Below are 14587 nucleotides of genomic sequence, written 5' to 3'. Positions count from 1 at the left end.
TATTTAGATATATTACATAAAGCTATACAGAATTAAACATGTTAATATATTATTAGAAAGATAAAGATTTAGAATTATACATGTATAATGTAAAAAAGGATTGATGACATGAAGGCACTTCTGATATGCGAAAATTTACTGAATGCATTGATGAATGAAGAAATAGTGGAAGGTAAAGTTCATTCTGTATTTAAAAGTGCATGTAATATTGAAACCCCAAAGGGACTTGTTACACTGCTTAGGGGCAGCAAAAATATGGCGCCTATGAGCATCCTGGTGGAAAATCAAGGGAAAGTTAATTTCATGGAACTTGGAGTGAAGAAAGGATTCAAATTTGTCTTTGGTGAAAACGTTATCTATAATAATGAGAAAAATATATTTATTGAGTTGAATACTGCAAGGAGATGGTTCCCAGGGGTTTTAATAAAATCTTCAAAATGCACAGAAAAGGAAATTTTAGCAAATATAAAAGTGCTGGAAGATGGACTCAGTGTGTATGGCAAATTTTATGGAATTGGATGGCTGATGACTGTATTAAGTGATGAATTACCTGAACTGCAGCTTAAACATTTTTGTATATATTCTTATAACAAGGCTTTTGAATTTATTAGATTCAAGTTTATAGAATTTATTAAAAGTTTATTAGAAGGTGATGGGCAGCAGCTAATGCAAAGAGGAGAGAATGTTATTGGATACGGCCCCGGATTGACTCCGGCAATGGATGATTTTATCAGCGGACTTATGATTTCTCTTATATATTTTGGAAATTATTATAATTTAAATTTTTCAAGAATATGTAATTTGAATAAAAAAATCATCAGCCAGGGGCTAAATAAGACTACAAGAGTAAGCAGGGAAATGTTGAAACATTCTGCTGTAGGAGAAACAAATGAGGCGGTCAGAAAGCTTTTGACGTCACTTATAACTTGCAACGATAAGAAAGCGATTGTTTCATCACTTATAAATACAATTGATTACGGAGAAACTTCAGGAACAGATACTGCTCTTGGAATTTATGTAGGAAGCAAAATGTTGACAGATATAGTGTATAGAAAAAATATAGGAGGGTTTGCTTGAATGAAACTTTGTGTAGATATTAGAAAAAATACTTATTATGATTCTGTAGCCCTAATGGTTATCACCAAAGAAATAAAAAAACTACCCTATGTAAATGAAATAATTGTGGGTATGGGAACAGATCTCAATAAGGATCTGGCAGACAATTTAAAATTAAGTAATGCGGATGTAAAGAATTTAACTCCCAATGATTTTTTTATTGCCGCATTGGTAGACGAAGAAGAGGATAATGCTTATGAAAACATCATAAATAAGGTAGATGAACTTTTGAATTTCAAGAAGGAAGAACCAGGGAGTGAAGATGAATATAAGCCTAAGACTTTGAAAAGCGCTATCAAGCATATGAAAGATGCAAATTTGGCAATTATTTCTCTCCCAGGGGAATATGCCGCAGATGAAGCGAGAAGGGCTTTAAAAAATGGACTAAATGTAATGCTATTTAGTGATAATGTTTCAATGGAAGACGAGATAGAATTGAAAAAATTTGCCAGAGATAAAGGGCTGCTCGTAATGGGACCTGATTGTGGTACTGCAATAATAGACCATGTTCCACTGTGTTTTGCAAATGTGGTTAGAAAAGGGGATATAGGAATTGTAGGAGCCTCTGGAACAGGTACTCAGGAGGTCACTGTACTTATTGACAGACTGGGAGGAGGTGTATCTCAGGTCATTGGAACGGGCGGAAGAGATTTAAAAAGTGCTGTAGGCGGGATTATGATGATAGAGGGATTTAAAGCATTGATAGATGATCCGGATACAAAGGTAATAGTGTTGATTTCAAAACCGCCTGATTTGGAAGTTTATGAAAAAATATTAAATATGATAGGCAGTGCAAATAAATCTGTGGTAGTTGATTTTATAGGCGGGGACAGAGAAGAAATTGAATCTCATGGGGCTTACAGTTGTGTTAGCCTGGAGGATGCAGCTCATAAAGCTGTGGCGCTGTCTAAGGGAAATCCTGTCCTTGACTATACAGGATTTACACAGACGAAAAATGAAATAGATGCATTGGTAGAAAGAGAATCCTTGAAATTTGACAGTGAGCAAAAATATATAAGGGCATTGTATACAGGAGGCACTTTAGCAGATGAGGCCATGAAGCTTCTTGATAAAGAAGGGTATGCGATGTATTCAAATATACCTCTCTCCCAGGATTACAGGCTTAAGGACATATCGAAAAGTGAAAAAAACACCTGTATTGATTTAGGAGATGACGATTTTACTGTAGGAAGGCCTCATCCTATGATTGATCCTATGGGAAGAGTGGAAAGATTGCCAGAAGAAGCCCATGACGGGGAAGTGGCAATTATATTGATGGATTTTGTTATAGGTTATGGATGCCATGTTGATCCAGCGGGAGAAATGCTTCCACAAATTATTGAGGCAAAGAAAAATGCACGAAGCAGAGGCAAATACCTTTGTGTAGTTGGATATGTCTGTGGTACGGAAGCTGATCCGCAGAATTTTAAAGAACAGAAGGAAAAATTAGAAAAGGCTGGTGTTATAGTTATGCCTTCAAATGCTCAAGCTGTCAGATTCTGTGCAAAATTGATGAAGAAGTTGAATTAAATAATATTATGAATGGAAGTGATTGATTTGACTGCAGTTAATAAATTATTTAAACAAGATATTAAGGCAATTAATTTGGGACTGGAATCTTTCTATAATGATTTGAAAAGTCAACATGTACCATGTATCCAGGTCGATTGGAAACCACCAAGCAAGGCAAGTAGGTGGCTTTCCATGCTGGAGGATGAAAAAGTGGTTGATAAAATAGAAAAAGCCAATGGTGAAGCCGTGGATAGATTATTGTCCGCCCAACCAGTTCTTGTAGGTGTAGGTATGGCTGGAGAGGTTATACCTGGAATGACTAAGAAAACCATACTTCATGCAGGACCACCTATAACCTGGGATAGAATGAGTGAACCACTTAAAGGAGCCATAATTGGCGGGCTGATTTATGAAAAATTGGCCAGCAATAAAGATGAAGCCATAAAAATGGTATTGTCTGGTGAATTAAATTTTGAACCATGCCATCATCATTCGGCAGTAGGGCCTATGGCAGGTGTAGTTACTTACTCCATGCCGGTTTGGATTGTGCAGAATAAAACATTTGGAAACTATGCCTATTGTACATTCAATGAAGGATTGGGAAAAGTATTGAGATTTGGAGCTTATGGAAAGGAAGTACTTGATAGACTGTATTGGATGCAGAATTATCTTGCACCTGTTCTTAAACAAGCTCTTGAGATAAAGGGGAGCATAGATTTAAAGACAATATTTGCCCAATTTCTTCAAATGGGGGATGAAGGTCACAATAGAAATAAAGCTGCCACATCGCTTTTGTTTAGAGAGATTGCACCAGCTGTTGTGAGGACGGATTTTTCAGACAAGCAAAAAGAAGAGGTATTGACTTTTATAGATAAAAATGATCATTTTTTCTTGAATATTTCAATGCCTGCTTGCAAATGCAGCCTTGATCCACTGGAAGGTATTGAATACTGCACCATATTGTATACAATGTCAAGAAATGGAACAGATTTTGGAATCAGAATGGTTGGTACGGGTAAAGAGTGGTTTACAGCCCCCTGTGAAATGGTACAGGGATTGTACTTTCCAGGATTTGACGAAAAAGATGCCAACCCGGATCTTGGGGACAGCTGTATAACTGAGACAGCAGGTATAGGTGGTTTTGCTATGGCAGCAGCGCCTGCAATTGTACAATTTGTTGGCGGTACTCCAAAGGATGCCGTTAATTATACAAATACCATGTATGAAATAACATATGCAGAGAATAATGCCTATAAAATACCCGGCATCAATTTCAGGGGAACTCCTACTGGAATAGATATGAGGAAGGTTATAGAAACAGGAATACTGCCGGTAATAAATACAGGCATTGCCAGCAATAAAGCAGGTGTTGGTCAAATTGGAGCAGGCGTGGTAAATCCGCCTATGAAATGTTTTGAAGACGCTTTAAAATTTTTTATCAATAAATACAATTTATTATAAATGGAGGTTATATTATGAATATTATTGATTCCTTTAAATCAGTAAAGATGTATGATTTAACTCAAAAGTTAAGCCATTTGACGCCACCGTGGCCAACCTATGAGCCGCTGCAGATCAAATTTTTCAAAAGACTTTCTTCAAATGGTGCCAATGGGCAGGTACTGACTCATTCAAACCATGTAGGTACTCATCTTGATGGTTCATTGCATTTTTGCACTCATGGTAGAGATATTTCTGCAATTCCGCTGGAAGAACTGGTAGCACCAGGAGTAGTTGTTGATATATCCGATATAGCTGAAGATTATGGGATCTATACTTCAAAAGATATTATGGATAGAGCAGATGTAAGAAAGGGAGATATACTTATCATTCATACGGGATATCATAGATATGCATGGGATGAGCCTGAAGCTGACGAAGAAAGAGTTATGATGAGGCATCCAGGACCAACCAAGGAATTTGCAAACTGGTGTAAAAAAATGAAATTTAAATGGATAGGTGTTGACTGCGGCTCTGCAGATCATCCTATGAATACCAAAATTCGCGAATGGGCTCCAAAGGAAGCAAAAAAGGCTGATAAATTCTTGAGATCTAAATATGGAAAGGGACTTGAAGATTTTTGGCCGGATGAAGACTATCAATTGATGCACTATGATCTCTTCCCATATAATATTGTACATGCTGAAAATCTTGGTGGAGATATAGACAAGGTGCTTGGAAAGAGGTTGATAATTGGATGTTTCCCTTGGAGATTTGAAGGCGGAGAATCATGTATATGCCGAATAGTGGCTTTTGATGCAGAGTAAATTGTCAAAATAAAATTATGATATGAAAGGATGATAGAAAATGATAGTAGACAAAATGGAACAGAGCTTAAGACCTGTTGAATTACCCATGAAACCATATCCTCCCAAAGTGATTTCCATGGCTAATGGAGATAAACTGGTAATTCGTCAAATAAGCAGAGAAGAGGTACCTCATATTTTAGAAGCAGTTAAACCTCTCATGACAGTGGAAAAAGATTTTTATGATATTGTTGCTTCTAGATTGTATGCAGAACTTTTGGGATATCATCGCTACAGAGTTAAAAATGAGTACTGTTTAATTGGTACGATAGATGGAATAATAGTTGGAATTGTAAATGGGCGTATGGTAGATGAGAAGGTAGGGATGTCATATCATACCATGGCTTTAAAACAGGGGCTTAGAATCGGTGCACAGCTGTTTGCAGCAAAAATGGAATATCATCTGGATATTTTAAATCAAGAAGAAGTTTGGATAGTAGCTGAAAGTCCAAACGGATTTAAAAGATGGATGATTGAATACGAATTGGAGTCAAGGCCTGAAATATGGCATGAACTAGGAGGTGTGCCAACGTACGTGCTGACAAGAGCTCTTTGGGAAAGACACAGAGCTGATAAATTAGCAGGACGCAGGCCTGTGAAAGAAGAACTTCTTAAGACTGCTGAAAATCCCATTCTCCCAATTACCTATGCGCAGATTCCGGGGTATAAAAGATGCGAGAAGTAGGAATTGTAGGAGTAGGCCATACAAAGTTTGGGAAAATGTCTGAGGGAACCTTTATGGATATGCTGTGTATGGCAGCAGTACAGGCTCTTGATGATGCCGGGGTAAGAACTGTAGAGGGAGAACATGGGATAGATCAGGTTTTTGTAGCTACAATGGGAGCTGGTATTTTAAACAAGCAATGTGGTGTTGCATCTGCGCTTGTAGACACATTGAATTTAAGGCCAGCTATGGCAGAAACTGTTGAGAATGGTCCGGCATCAGGTGCTTCAGCAATAAAATTGGGATATATGGCAATTGCCAGCGGTATGTGCGATGCGGTTTTAGTTGTGGGTGGAGAGATGATGAGAGTTGTCAGTGGATGGGAGAGCACTGATTTTGTTGCTACAATGCTTCATCCGGAAGCAGAATATGATTATGGCATAACTTTACCGTCGCTTGCAGGGATGTTTACAAGGTTATGCATGGAAAAATATGGGATAACAGAAAAGGATTTGGCCATTGTCTCTGTAAAAAATCACGAAAATGCACTGCACAATCCAGTAGCCCATATTCATACGGTGCCAAATCTATATGCGATTACAGAGGATGAAGATGCGGGGATAGTAAATCCATATGTGGCCTCTCCACTCAGATTGTATTCAGTGTGTCCAGTATCTGATGGTGCAGCAGCAGTTCTTCTGTGTGCTATGGATAAGTCAGACAGGTTTGCAAAAAAACCGGTAAAGATTGCTGGAATTGGTCAGGCCACTGATACACATGCCATGGCCGAAAGGGAAGTGCCTACAGATCTGCTGGCAGTGAGACTAGCTGCACAGAAGGCTTATGAGATGGCGGATTTAGGGCCCGAGGATATTGATGTGGCTGAACTTCACGATGCATTTCAGATATTAGAAATTGTTGAATCTGAAGAAGTTGGATTTTTTAAGAGGGGAGAAGGACATATTGCGGCCGGAAATGGCGAAACCAAGATAAATGGTAAAATTCCAATTAATACTTCCGGAGGATTAAAGGCTAAAGGACACCCACTTGGAGCTACAGGTGTTTCTCAAGTTGTGGAATTGGTTAAACAACTGAGGGGTGAAGCGGATGGACGTCAGGTAAAAGGTGCGAAGACAGGACTTGCAGTAAATTTTGGCGGTTTTGGAAATAATGTTGTGGCTACTATAGTGACAAAGGAGGGGGAGTAATTATGGGTGAAAAAATGTATGCCTACAGATGCACAGCATGCGGAAAACTCCACCATCCTAAGCATTATGTATGCAAAAAGTGCGGTAACAGAACATTTGAGAAGATACCCCTTGAGGGAGATGCAAAACTTTTGACCTATACGAAAGTATACAACCTTCCAGAAGGTTATATGAAGCCCTATTTGTATTTTGGAGTTGCTGAATTTAAAAATGGACTTAAGGTGACAGGCCAATTGGAGGTTGGAAATCCTGTAATTGGCATGAAACTTATTTCAACTGTGGGAGTTGTTAAAGAGAGCGTCAATAAAAATTGTTGTGGATTTATTTTTAAAGAAGCTAAATAAAGTGATTCTTAGGATCAGGTGGAGTTTGCTAATAAGGAATACTTTCCTTCACCTGAACCTTATTAACAGTATTCTTAGTGTCTTCAGCACTTAGAATACGTTATCCTTTAGGTGAAGAACTTATCCAGGCGCGTAGCAGTGCTTATCTCCCACTTTAAGAAAAGCAGATGTCCCAAATCTTTGATTTGGTGACAGTCGCTTTCACAGAGTGCGTTTGGAGTATTAGCAATGGTAGCGTTCGGATAAAATGTTGATAAGAGTTATGTAGGATTTGTGAAATGCCCCTAAAGATGCAGGTTGTATGATTGATTGTAATTATAAAATGCTTTAGGGGCATTAAATATACATTCATATTGATTGGGGGGATTTAATTGCAGGATTTTCAATACATTAGACCTGAGACTTTACAACAGGTTTTAAAATTGATGAATATGTATGGAAGTGAGGCAAAAATTCTAGCTGGAGGAACGGATGTAATAATCGCATTGAGAAATAATTCTATCCACTGCAAGTATCTTGTTGATATTAAGGGGATTGAAGAACTTCATAGTATCTCCTACAATGGTGGAATTGGACTTACCATAGGTTCTGCGGTGACGCTAAATGAAATTATAGATTGTCATGACATAAGTTCAGATTATCAAATATTAATTGATGCAGCTAAAGTTCTTGCGAATACACTGATTAGGAATAGAGCGACATTAGTTGGAAATATATGCAATTCATCACCAGGAGGGGATATGCTTCCAGCCTCACTTGTACTTGAAGGAAGAGCCTGTATATCATCAGTAAATGGACATAGAGAGGTATTGCTAAAAGACTTTTTTACAGGAGTAAAGAAAAATGTTTTAAAAGAAAATGAGATGGTTGTCAAAGTAATTTATCCACCAATTCAGGGAAAGGGCAGATTTATTAAAAGGTCAAGAATAAAAGGTCACGATCTTTCACAGATAAGTGCAGCAGGTTATTTGAGGAAAGATGGAAATTTAAAATTGTCTCTTGGTGCAGTGGCAATTACACCAGTTTTGATAGAATATACAGAAAATTTCAAAGCATCAAATTTTACAGAATACAGAAATAAAATAGCAGAGGCTGTCATAAACAGAATTAAGCCCATTGGTGATGTAAGAGCTACTAAGGAGTACAGAATTGCAATGGCTCGATACTTAACCTGTAAAATAGTTGATGAACTGAAGGGGGGAAGATAATTATATGGAGAAATTGCATTTGTATGTAAATGAAGATGAGGTTTTTGAAGAAGTGCCGTCAAATAGTACTCTGCTTTGGTTTTTGCGTGAAAAATTAGGGCTTACAGGTACTAAGGAAGGTTGTGGTGCAGGTGAATGTGGTGCATGTACGGTTATTTTGAATGGTAAAGCCGTAAATTCCTGTTGTGTTATGGCACTGGAAGCTGCGGAAGGAGAAGTCCAAACCATTGAAGGTGAAGCAAAATCTGGAGAGTTATCAAAATTACAAAAATCTTTTATAAAGCATAATGGTCTTCAGTGCGGATTCTGTACTCCTGGGATGATTATGTCGGCCAAAGCACTGCTTATGAAAAACCCACATCCCAGCAGAGATGAGATAAAAGAAGCGTTACAGGGAAATCTGTGCAGGTGCACCGGATATGAGGACATCATAGAGTCTGTCGAAGCTGCTGCAGGGGAAGGTGAATAATTATGAATTTCAATTATGTGGGGAATAGTATACCCAGAGTAGATGGCATCGAAAAAGTTACAGGGGAAGCGCAGTATGTACAGGATATGAGCTCCAAAGGCATGTTGTATGCTAAGCTCAAAACCAGCCCCTATGCCCATGCATTGATTAAAAACATTGATGTGAGCAGGGCAAGAAGTCTACCGGGGGTAAAAGCAGTGTTGACTGGCAAACAAGCTTATCAAAAGCTTGGAATCTATATTGTAGATAAATCTATTTTGGCAGTAGATAAAGTGAGATACTTTGGAGAAGCTGTTGCGGCCGTTGCAGCTGTGAGTTTGGATATTGCTGAAAAAGCTGTGAATCTCATTGAAGTTGAATATGAGTCTTTGCCAGTAATGCTTGATGTAGAAGAAGCCGTAAAGCCCGGTTCCATATTGATTCACCCGGATCTAAAAAATTATAGGACAATTCCGGATGTGTTTTTCCCGGAAGCTGATACAAATATAGCAAATCATTTTAAGCTTAGAAAGGGAAATATTGAAAAGGGATTTGATGAATCAGATCTGATAGTTGAAAATAAATTTAAAGTTCCGCAGATTTTGCATGTTCCCCTTGAAACACATGCGGTTATAGCAAGATGGGGAACTGGAGATAAAATAAAGATTTGGAGTAGTGCTCAATCCCCATATACGCTTCGCAATCTGTTCAGCGTGGCACTGGGAGTTCCAATTCAAAATATCGATGTTACCGTACCTTATGTAGGAGGAGGTTTTGGAGGCAAAGCAGGTATTCATCTGGAACCACTGGTTGCACTTCTTTCAAAGGCTGCTAAAGGGAAACCGGTGAAATTTGTTGCAACGAGAGAAGAAGAAATATCGACTCTTCCCTGCAGGCAGGGTCTTACTGCAAAGCTCAGAACAGGTGTTAAGAAAAATGGCAAAATTGTAGCTGAAGAAATTGAATATTTATGGGATGCAGGAGCATATGCAGATTATGGAGTAAATATAACAAGGGCAACTGGGTATTCGGGTGCAGGTCCTTATGAAATAGAAAATGTTAAACTTGATTCTTATACTGTTTATACAAATCATATTTTTGGTACAGCTTATAGGGGATTTGGGCATGCTGAAATTTTTTGGGCAATAGAACGTCAGATGGAGCTTGTAGCAAAAAAATTGAAAATGGACTCATTGGAATTTAGATTGAAAAATCTGTTAAGACCTGGCTCCAAGACCATAACAGGAGAACCTATTTATGAACAATCTGGAAACGTTATCAAATGTTTAAAAACTGTTGCTGAGGATATAGAATGGGGAAGGAGTAAGACTGAAGCCGAAAAAGCATTTGAGAAGAAAACTGGTATATATAGGGGCAAAGGTATAGCAGTACTTCATAAGGCACCTGCCATGCCAAGTAATGCAGCCACTTCCGCTTTGATTCAGATGAATGAAGATGGTTCCGTTAGGTTTAATGTGGCTGGGATAGATATGGGCCAGGGTGCATATACAGCCATGAGTCAGATGATAGCCCAAAGATTGCATGTGCCGATAGAAAAAGTTCATGCAGTGTTTAAAACAAATACGGACTCAGCAACCTATGATTGGCAAACTGTGGCAAGCAGAATGACCATATTGGGAGGAAATGCTGTACTTCAAGCCTGTGATGATATTGAAGAGCAAATTTTTGATGTAGGAGCGATTGTTCTTCGTGCTTCGAAAAGGGATCTTGCACTTGGTGATGAATGTGTGTATGTAAAGCAGTTTCCAGAAAATAAAGTGTCTTATAAAGAAATAGCAGTAGGCTATACTTATCCAAATGGGAATGGCATAGGTGGTCCACTTATAGGCAGGGGTAAATATATAGCACAGGGATTGACAATTCTTGATAAAGATACTGGTCAGGGCAGGCCGGCTCTTGATTGGACATATGGTGCACATGCCTTTGAAATAGAAGTGGATTCTAATACCGGGGATATAAAGATTTTAAAAGTAATAACCGCTATAGATCTTGGGCACATTATAAATAAAATGCTGGTAAAAGGGCAGGTAGTTGGCGGGATTGTTCAGGGAATAGGTACAGCTTTATCCGAAACCCTCAAATATGATTCTCAAGGCAGACTTTTGACCAGGAGTTTTGTAGATTACAAAATACCTACAATGAAAGATTTGCCTGAACTTGTTAAAGTACATTTTATAGAGACGCCGCAGCTTGATGGGCCTTATGGTGCTAGAGGTTGCGCAGAACACCCTATGATCTCAGTAACCTCTGCCATTGGAAATGCGATTGCGGATGCAACAGGAGTTGATCTTTTTGAAACGCCTTTTTCAGCAGATAAAGTATACGAGGCGTTAAATAAAATTATTTAAGGAGGAGAATAAAATTTATGAAACGTGTTGTAGGAATTCATGAGAAACTACCCATTGTTGAAACTATACCACTTAGTTTTCAACATCTGACGGCTATGTTTGGTGCTACCATTCTTGTACCGCTAATTCTTGGAGTAAACCCTGCAATCTGTCTTTTGATGAATGGTATTGGTACATTGATTTACTCCTACGTAACCAAAGGTGGAATTCCAGCATATTTAGGCTCAAGTTTTGCGTTCATATCACCTACTATTTTAATTATCACATCTTTTGGTGGTTTCAGTCATGCACAATCAGGATTCATTTTCTTTGGACTGTTTTTCATATTGATGTCCTATATTGTAAAAAAGTTTGGAATAAAGTGGATTGACGTTGTCATGCCTCCTGCTGTTATGGGTGCAGTTGTTGCAGTAATTGGGCTTGAGCTTGCTCCAAATGCAGCAATTCAATCAGGTCTTGCTCCTGCTGCTACGGCAGTAGGAAAAGTTGTTCAACCTTATGTAGCTGATCCAAAAGTCATTTTTGTAGCTCTATTCACTCTGGCGGTAGGAATATTTGGCTCCGTTATATTCAGAGGATTTGCACAGGTTATACCGATTTTAATTGCTGTAGTTTCAGGCTATATTCTTGCCTTTATTATGGGAATGGTGGATACAAAGATCATTGCAGATGCAAATTGGTTTTCACTTCCTAAGTTTCAGGCTCCCGTATTTGACTGGAGTGCAATTTTTATAATCGCTCCCGCCTGTATAGTTGTGTTTGCAGAACACATAAGCCATCTGATAGTCACCGGCAAGATAACTGGCTCAAATTTACTGGTGGATCCCGGACTTTACCGTTCACTTCTTGGAGATGGTATTAGTAATGTTATTTCAGGTTTTACAGGTTCAACACCAAATACCACTTATGGAGAAAATATAGGCGTAATGGCCATTACCCGGGTTTATTCTGTATGGGTAATCAGGGGAGCTGCCATATTTGCAATAATCTTTTCATGCATAGGTAAAATAGCAGCTGCAATACAGGCTATTCCAGAACCTGTTATGGGCGGAATCACTATGCTGCTGTATGGAATAATAGCAGTCCAAGGTATTAGAATGTTTGTAGAATCAAAGGTTGATTTCAGCATAAACTACAACATGGTTTTAGGCGCAATTACTTTTGTAGTTGGTGTAAGCGGAGCCAGTGTAAATATTGGGACAGTGCAGTTAAAGGGAATGGCATTTGCAGCTGTTGTCGGAGTTATACTGTCAATCATTTTCTATGTATTGGGCAAGCTTGGAATAATGAATGAAAAATATGAAATAAAATCTGATATAACGACTTCTGATGTTCATATTGGAGTTTAGGAAATTGAATTAAATAATGAAAATGGAGGAATCTTGTATGTCAAGGATAGTGGTAGCTTTAGGAGGGAATGCACTTCAGGCGGATCCTAAGGATAATTCAGCAGAATCTCAGCTTAAGGCCTGTTATAAGACGGCAAAATCTATTGTAGATCTTGTTGAAGAGGGCAATGAAATTGTTGTTACTCACGGGAATGGTCCTCAGATAGGTCAGATTATTGCAACTTATGAAATTGCAGCTTTAGCTGATAGGTCAAAAGGTGTAATGCCCTTTCAGGAATGTGGAGCTATGAGTCAGGGATATATTGGCTACCATCTTCAGCAGGCACTGAAAAAGGAATTAAAGAGAAGGGGAATGAGCAATCAGGTAGCAACAGTAATTACCCAGGTGATTGTAGATAAAGATGATGAAGCATTTAAGAACCCGACAAAACCTATAGGTTCATTTTTTACACAAAAACAGGCTGAAATAATGATGCCCAAAATGAATTATTTGATGAAAGAGGATGCGGGAAGGGGATGGAGAAGGGTTGTACCCTCTCCGCTTCCAAAAACTATTGTAGAGGAAGAAGTAATTAAAACGCTTGTTAGTGCAGGGCATATCGTAATCACTGTAGGTGGTGGAGGGATTCCTGTGATTGAGAAAGATGACACCAGTCTTGAGGGGGTTGCTGCAGTGATTGATAAGGATTATGCATCAGAGAAGGTAGCTGAAATAATTGATGCAGATATACTGCTTATATTAACTGCTGTTGAGAAAGTTGCGATAAATTTCAATAAAAAAAACCAGAAAAATATATCGGCAATGAGTGTTCAAGATGCCTGTAGATATATGAAAGAAGGACAGTTTGCACCAGGTTCAATGCTGCCTAAGGTAAAGGCGGCTGTCATGTTTGCAGAGTCAAAAAGGGGGAAAAGAGCTATAATAACATCTCTTGAAAAACTTAAGGAAGCATTATGCGGCAACACTGGTACGGTAATAAGTGATATTTAATTCAATGTTTTTGATATGCATGTTTTTGGTTCTCCATGTTCAAATAAAACTATGTTGAAAGGAATGATGATGAATATGAATATTAAAAAAGTGTCTGTATTAGGTACTGGAACCATGGGACCTGGCATAGCATTGCTTTGTGCCACAGCTGGACTTAAAGTAACCATTTATGGCAGATCTGACATGAGTTTATACAGAGGATTCAAAAATATAGAATCAAGTTTAAATTTTTGGAAAAACGAAGGGAAATTATCAGAAATGCAGTGTAAAAAAATTATAAATGACATAAGGGGAGTTAAAACAATTCAAAAAGCAGCTCAAAATGCTGATCTGATAATTGAGTGTTTAGCCGAAAATATAAAATTGAAACAGTATTTTTTTAAAGTCTTAGATGAAATATGCCCCTCAAATGTAATTTTAGCAACTTGTACATCTGGACTTTTACCAACAGATATAGCTAAATATACAGTACATCCTGAAAGAATAGTGGTCGCGCATTTTTGGAACCCCCCTCAATTGATTCCGCTTGTGGAAGTAGTACCTGGTAAAAAAACATCAAAGGAAACAATTGTTAGGACTATTGAATGGGTTGAGTTCATAGGCAATAAGGCCATTCCTATGGAAAAAGAATGTCTGGGATTTATCGGAAATAGACTTCAACATGCTTTATTGAGGGAAGCTTTATTTATAGTGGAACAGGGTTGGGCTAGGCCTGAAGAAGTTGATAAAGCTATTGAGTATGGATTGGGGAGAAGATTGCCAATTACAGGTCCAATACGTACTGCTGATCTAGCAGGGCTTGATGTAATAAATTCCGTATCTGCATATTTGCTTAAGGATCTCTGCAGTTCAACTGAACCATCTCATTTGCTTAAAAACAAAGTTGAAATTGGAGAATTGGGATGTAAAAGTGGAAAAGGGTTTTATAATTGGCCATCAGATGTTTTAAAAAATGTGCAAAATAAACGGGAAGAATTGCTTTTGTATTTTTTGGAAAATTCATAATACCAATTACAAAAAATATACATTAAAATGAAATATATTTATATATAACTTGCATACTGTAGTAAAT

At 38.1% G+C, this 14587-nt stretch carries 13 protein-coding genes; all 13 read left to right on the top strand.

Features of this window, described 5'->3' with window-relative positions:
* Nucleotides 1-108 precede the first annotated feature (108 nt).
* The 13 genes from J5G60_RS10795 (at nt 109) to J5G60_RS10735 (ending at nt 14520) form a co-directional block, all read left to right on the top strand.
* Complete coding sequence (locus tag J5G60_RS10795) at nt 109-1077, top strand: DUF2877 domain-containing protein (protein ID WP_150355693.1); 969 nt, start codon at nt 109-111, stop codon at nt 1075-1077.
* Complete coding sequence (gene fdrA / locus J5G60_RS10790) at nt 1078-2646, top strand: acyl-CoA synthetase FdrA (RefSeq protein WP_150355692.1); 1569 nt, start codon at nt 1078-1080, stop codon at nt 2644-2646.
* A gap of 27 nt (nt 2647-2673) precedes the next feature.
* Entirely contained in the window at nt 2674-4089 is a 1416-nt protein-coding gene (locus J5G60_RS10785; protein WP_150355691.1) for a DUF1116 domain-containing protein, read from the top strand.
* 14 nt (nt 4090-4103) lie between these two features.
* The gene (locus J5G60_RS10780) at nt 4104-4895 is read left to right on the top strand and encodes a cyclase family protein (RefSeq protein WP_150355690.1); all 792 of its coding nucleotides are present in this window, start codon (nt 4104-4106) and stop codon (nt 4893-4895) included.
* 40 nt (nt 4896-4935) lie between these two features.
* Nucleotides 4936-5619, top strand: a complete 684-nt coding sequence (locus J5G60_RS10775; RefSeq protein ID WP_150355689.1) for a hypothetical protein — start codon at nt 4936-4938, stop codon at nt 5617-5619.
* Nucleotides 5607-6806 carry a thiolase C-terminal domain-containing protein gene (locus J5G60_RS10770; RefSeq protein ID WP_150355688.1) on the top strand — a complete coding sequence of 400 codons (1200 nt, stop codon included), beginning with the start codon at nt 5607-5609 and terminating at the stop codon, nt 6804-6806. The genes J5G60_RS10775 and J5G60_RS10770 overlap by 13 nt, the downstream gene beginning before the upstream one ends.
* Nucleotides 6807-6808: 2 nt before the next feature.
* A complete protein-coding gene (locus tag J5G60_RS10765; RefSeq protein WP_150355687.1) occupies nt 6809-7150 on the top strand; it encodes a Zn-ribbon domain-containing OB-fold protein in 342 nt (113 codons plus the stop codon).
* A 371-nt stretch (nt 7151-7521) separates the two neighbouring features.
* Complete coding sequence (locus J5G60_RS10760; RefSeq protein WP_150355686.1) at nt 7522-8358, top strand: FAD binding domain-containing protein; 837 nt, start codon at nt 7522-7524, stop codon at nt 8356-8358.
* A gap of 4 nt (nt 8359-8362) precedes the next feature.
* Nucleotides 8363-8827: a (2Fe-2S)-binding protein gene (locus J5G60_RS10755; RefSeq protein ID WP_150355685.1), complete on the top strand. Its 465-nt coding sequence runs from the start codon at nt 8363-8365 to the stop codon at nt 8825-8827.
* A gap of 2 nt (nt 8828-8829) precedes the next feature.
* Complete coding sequence (locus J5G60_RS10750) at nt 8830-11175, top strand: xanthine dehydrogenase family protein molybdopterin-binding subunit (RefSeq protein ID WP_150355684.1); 2346 nt, start codon at nt 8830-8832, stop codon at nt 11173-11175.
* Between the two features lie 17 nt (nt 11176-11192).
* On the top strand, nt 11193-12524 hold the full coding sequence (gene uraA, locus J5G60_RS10745) for a uracil permease (RefSeq protein ID WP_150355683.1): 1332 nt from the start codon (nt 11193-11195) through the stop codon (nt 12522-12524).
* A gap of 37 nt (nt 12525-12561) precedes the next feature.
* Nucleotides 12562-13515, top strand: a complete 954-nt coding sequence (gene arcC, locus J5G60_RS10740) for a carbamate kinase (protein WP_150355682.1) — start codon at nt 12562-12564, stop codon at nt 13513-13515.
* Between the two features lie 75 nt (nt 13516-13590).
* Nucleotides 13591-14520 carry a 3-hydroxyacyl-CoA dehydrogenase family protein gene (locus J5G60_RS10735; protein ID WP_150355681.1) on the top strand — a complete coding sequence of 310 codons (930 nt, stop codon included), beginning with the start codon at nt 13591-13593 and terminating at the stop codon, nt 14518-14520.
* Nucleotides 14521-14587 lie beyond the last annotated feature (67 nt).

Source organism: Clostridium sp. HV4-5-A1G, from assembly GCF_900184915.1.
GTDB classification, from domain to species: domain Bacteria; phylum Bacillota; class Clostridia; order Clostridiales; family Clostridiaceae; genus Clostridium_B; species Clostridium_B aromativorans.
The sequence above is the reverse complement of the archived record's forward strand: the minus strand, read 5'-3'. Positions and strand labels throughout refer to the sequence as shown.

What these genes read in the sequence shown, in the direction of transcription:
- J5G60_RS10795 (WP_150355693.1), top strand. Translation starts at nt 109, where the DNA reads ATGAAGGCACTTCTGATATGCGAAAATTTACTGAATGCATTGATGAAT.
- fdrA (WP_150355692.1), top strand. Translation starts at nt 1,078, where the DNA reads ATGAAACTTTGTGTAGATATTAGAAAAAATACTTATTATGATTCTGTA.
- J5G60_RS10780 (WP_150355690.1), top strand. Translation starts at nt 4,104, where the DNA reads ATGAATATTATTGATTCCTTTAAATCAGTAAAGATGTATGATTTAACT.
- J5G60_RS10775 (WP_150355689.1), top strand. Translation starts at nt 4,936, where the DNA reads ATGATAGTAGACAAAATGGAACAGAGCTTAAGACCTGTTGAATTACCC.
- J5G60_RS10770 (WP_150355688.1), top strand. Translation starts at nt 5,607, where the DNA reads ATGCGAGAAGTAGGAATTGTAGGAGTAGGCCATACAAAGTTTGGGAAA.
- J5G60_RS10765 (WP_150355687.1), top strand. Translation starts at nt 6,809, where the DNA reads ATGGGTGAAAAAATGTATGCCTACAGATGCACAGCATGCGGAAAACTC.
- J5G60_RS10755 (WP_150355685.1), top strand. Translation starts at nt 8,363, where the DNA reads ATGGAGAAATTGCATTTGTATGTAAATGAAGATGAGGTTTTTGAAGAA.
- J5G60_RS10750 (WP_150355684.1), top strand. Translation starts at nt 8,830, where the DNA reads ATGAATTTCAATTATGTGGGGAATAGTATACCCAGAGTAGATGGCATC.
- uraA (WP_150355683.1), top strand. Translation starts at nt 11,193, where the DNA reads ATGAAACGTGTTGTAGGAATTCATGAGAAACTACCCATTGTTGAAACT.
- arcC (WP_150355682.1), top strand. Translation starts at nt 12,562, where the DNA reads ATGTCAAGGATAGTGGTAGCTTTAGGAGGGAATGCACTTCAGGCGGAT.
- J5G60_RS10735 (WP_150355681.1), top strand. Translation starts at nt 13,591, where the DNA reads ATGAATATTAAAAAAGTGTCTGTATTAGGTACTGGAACCATGGGACCT.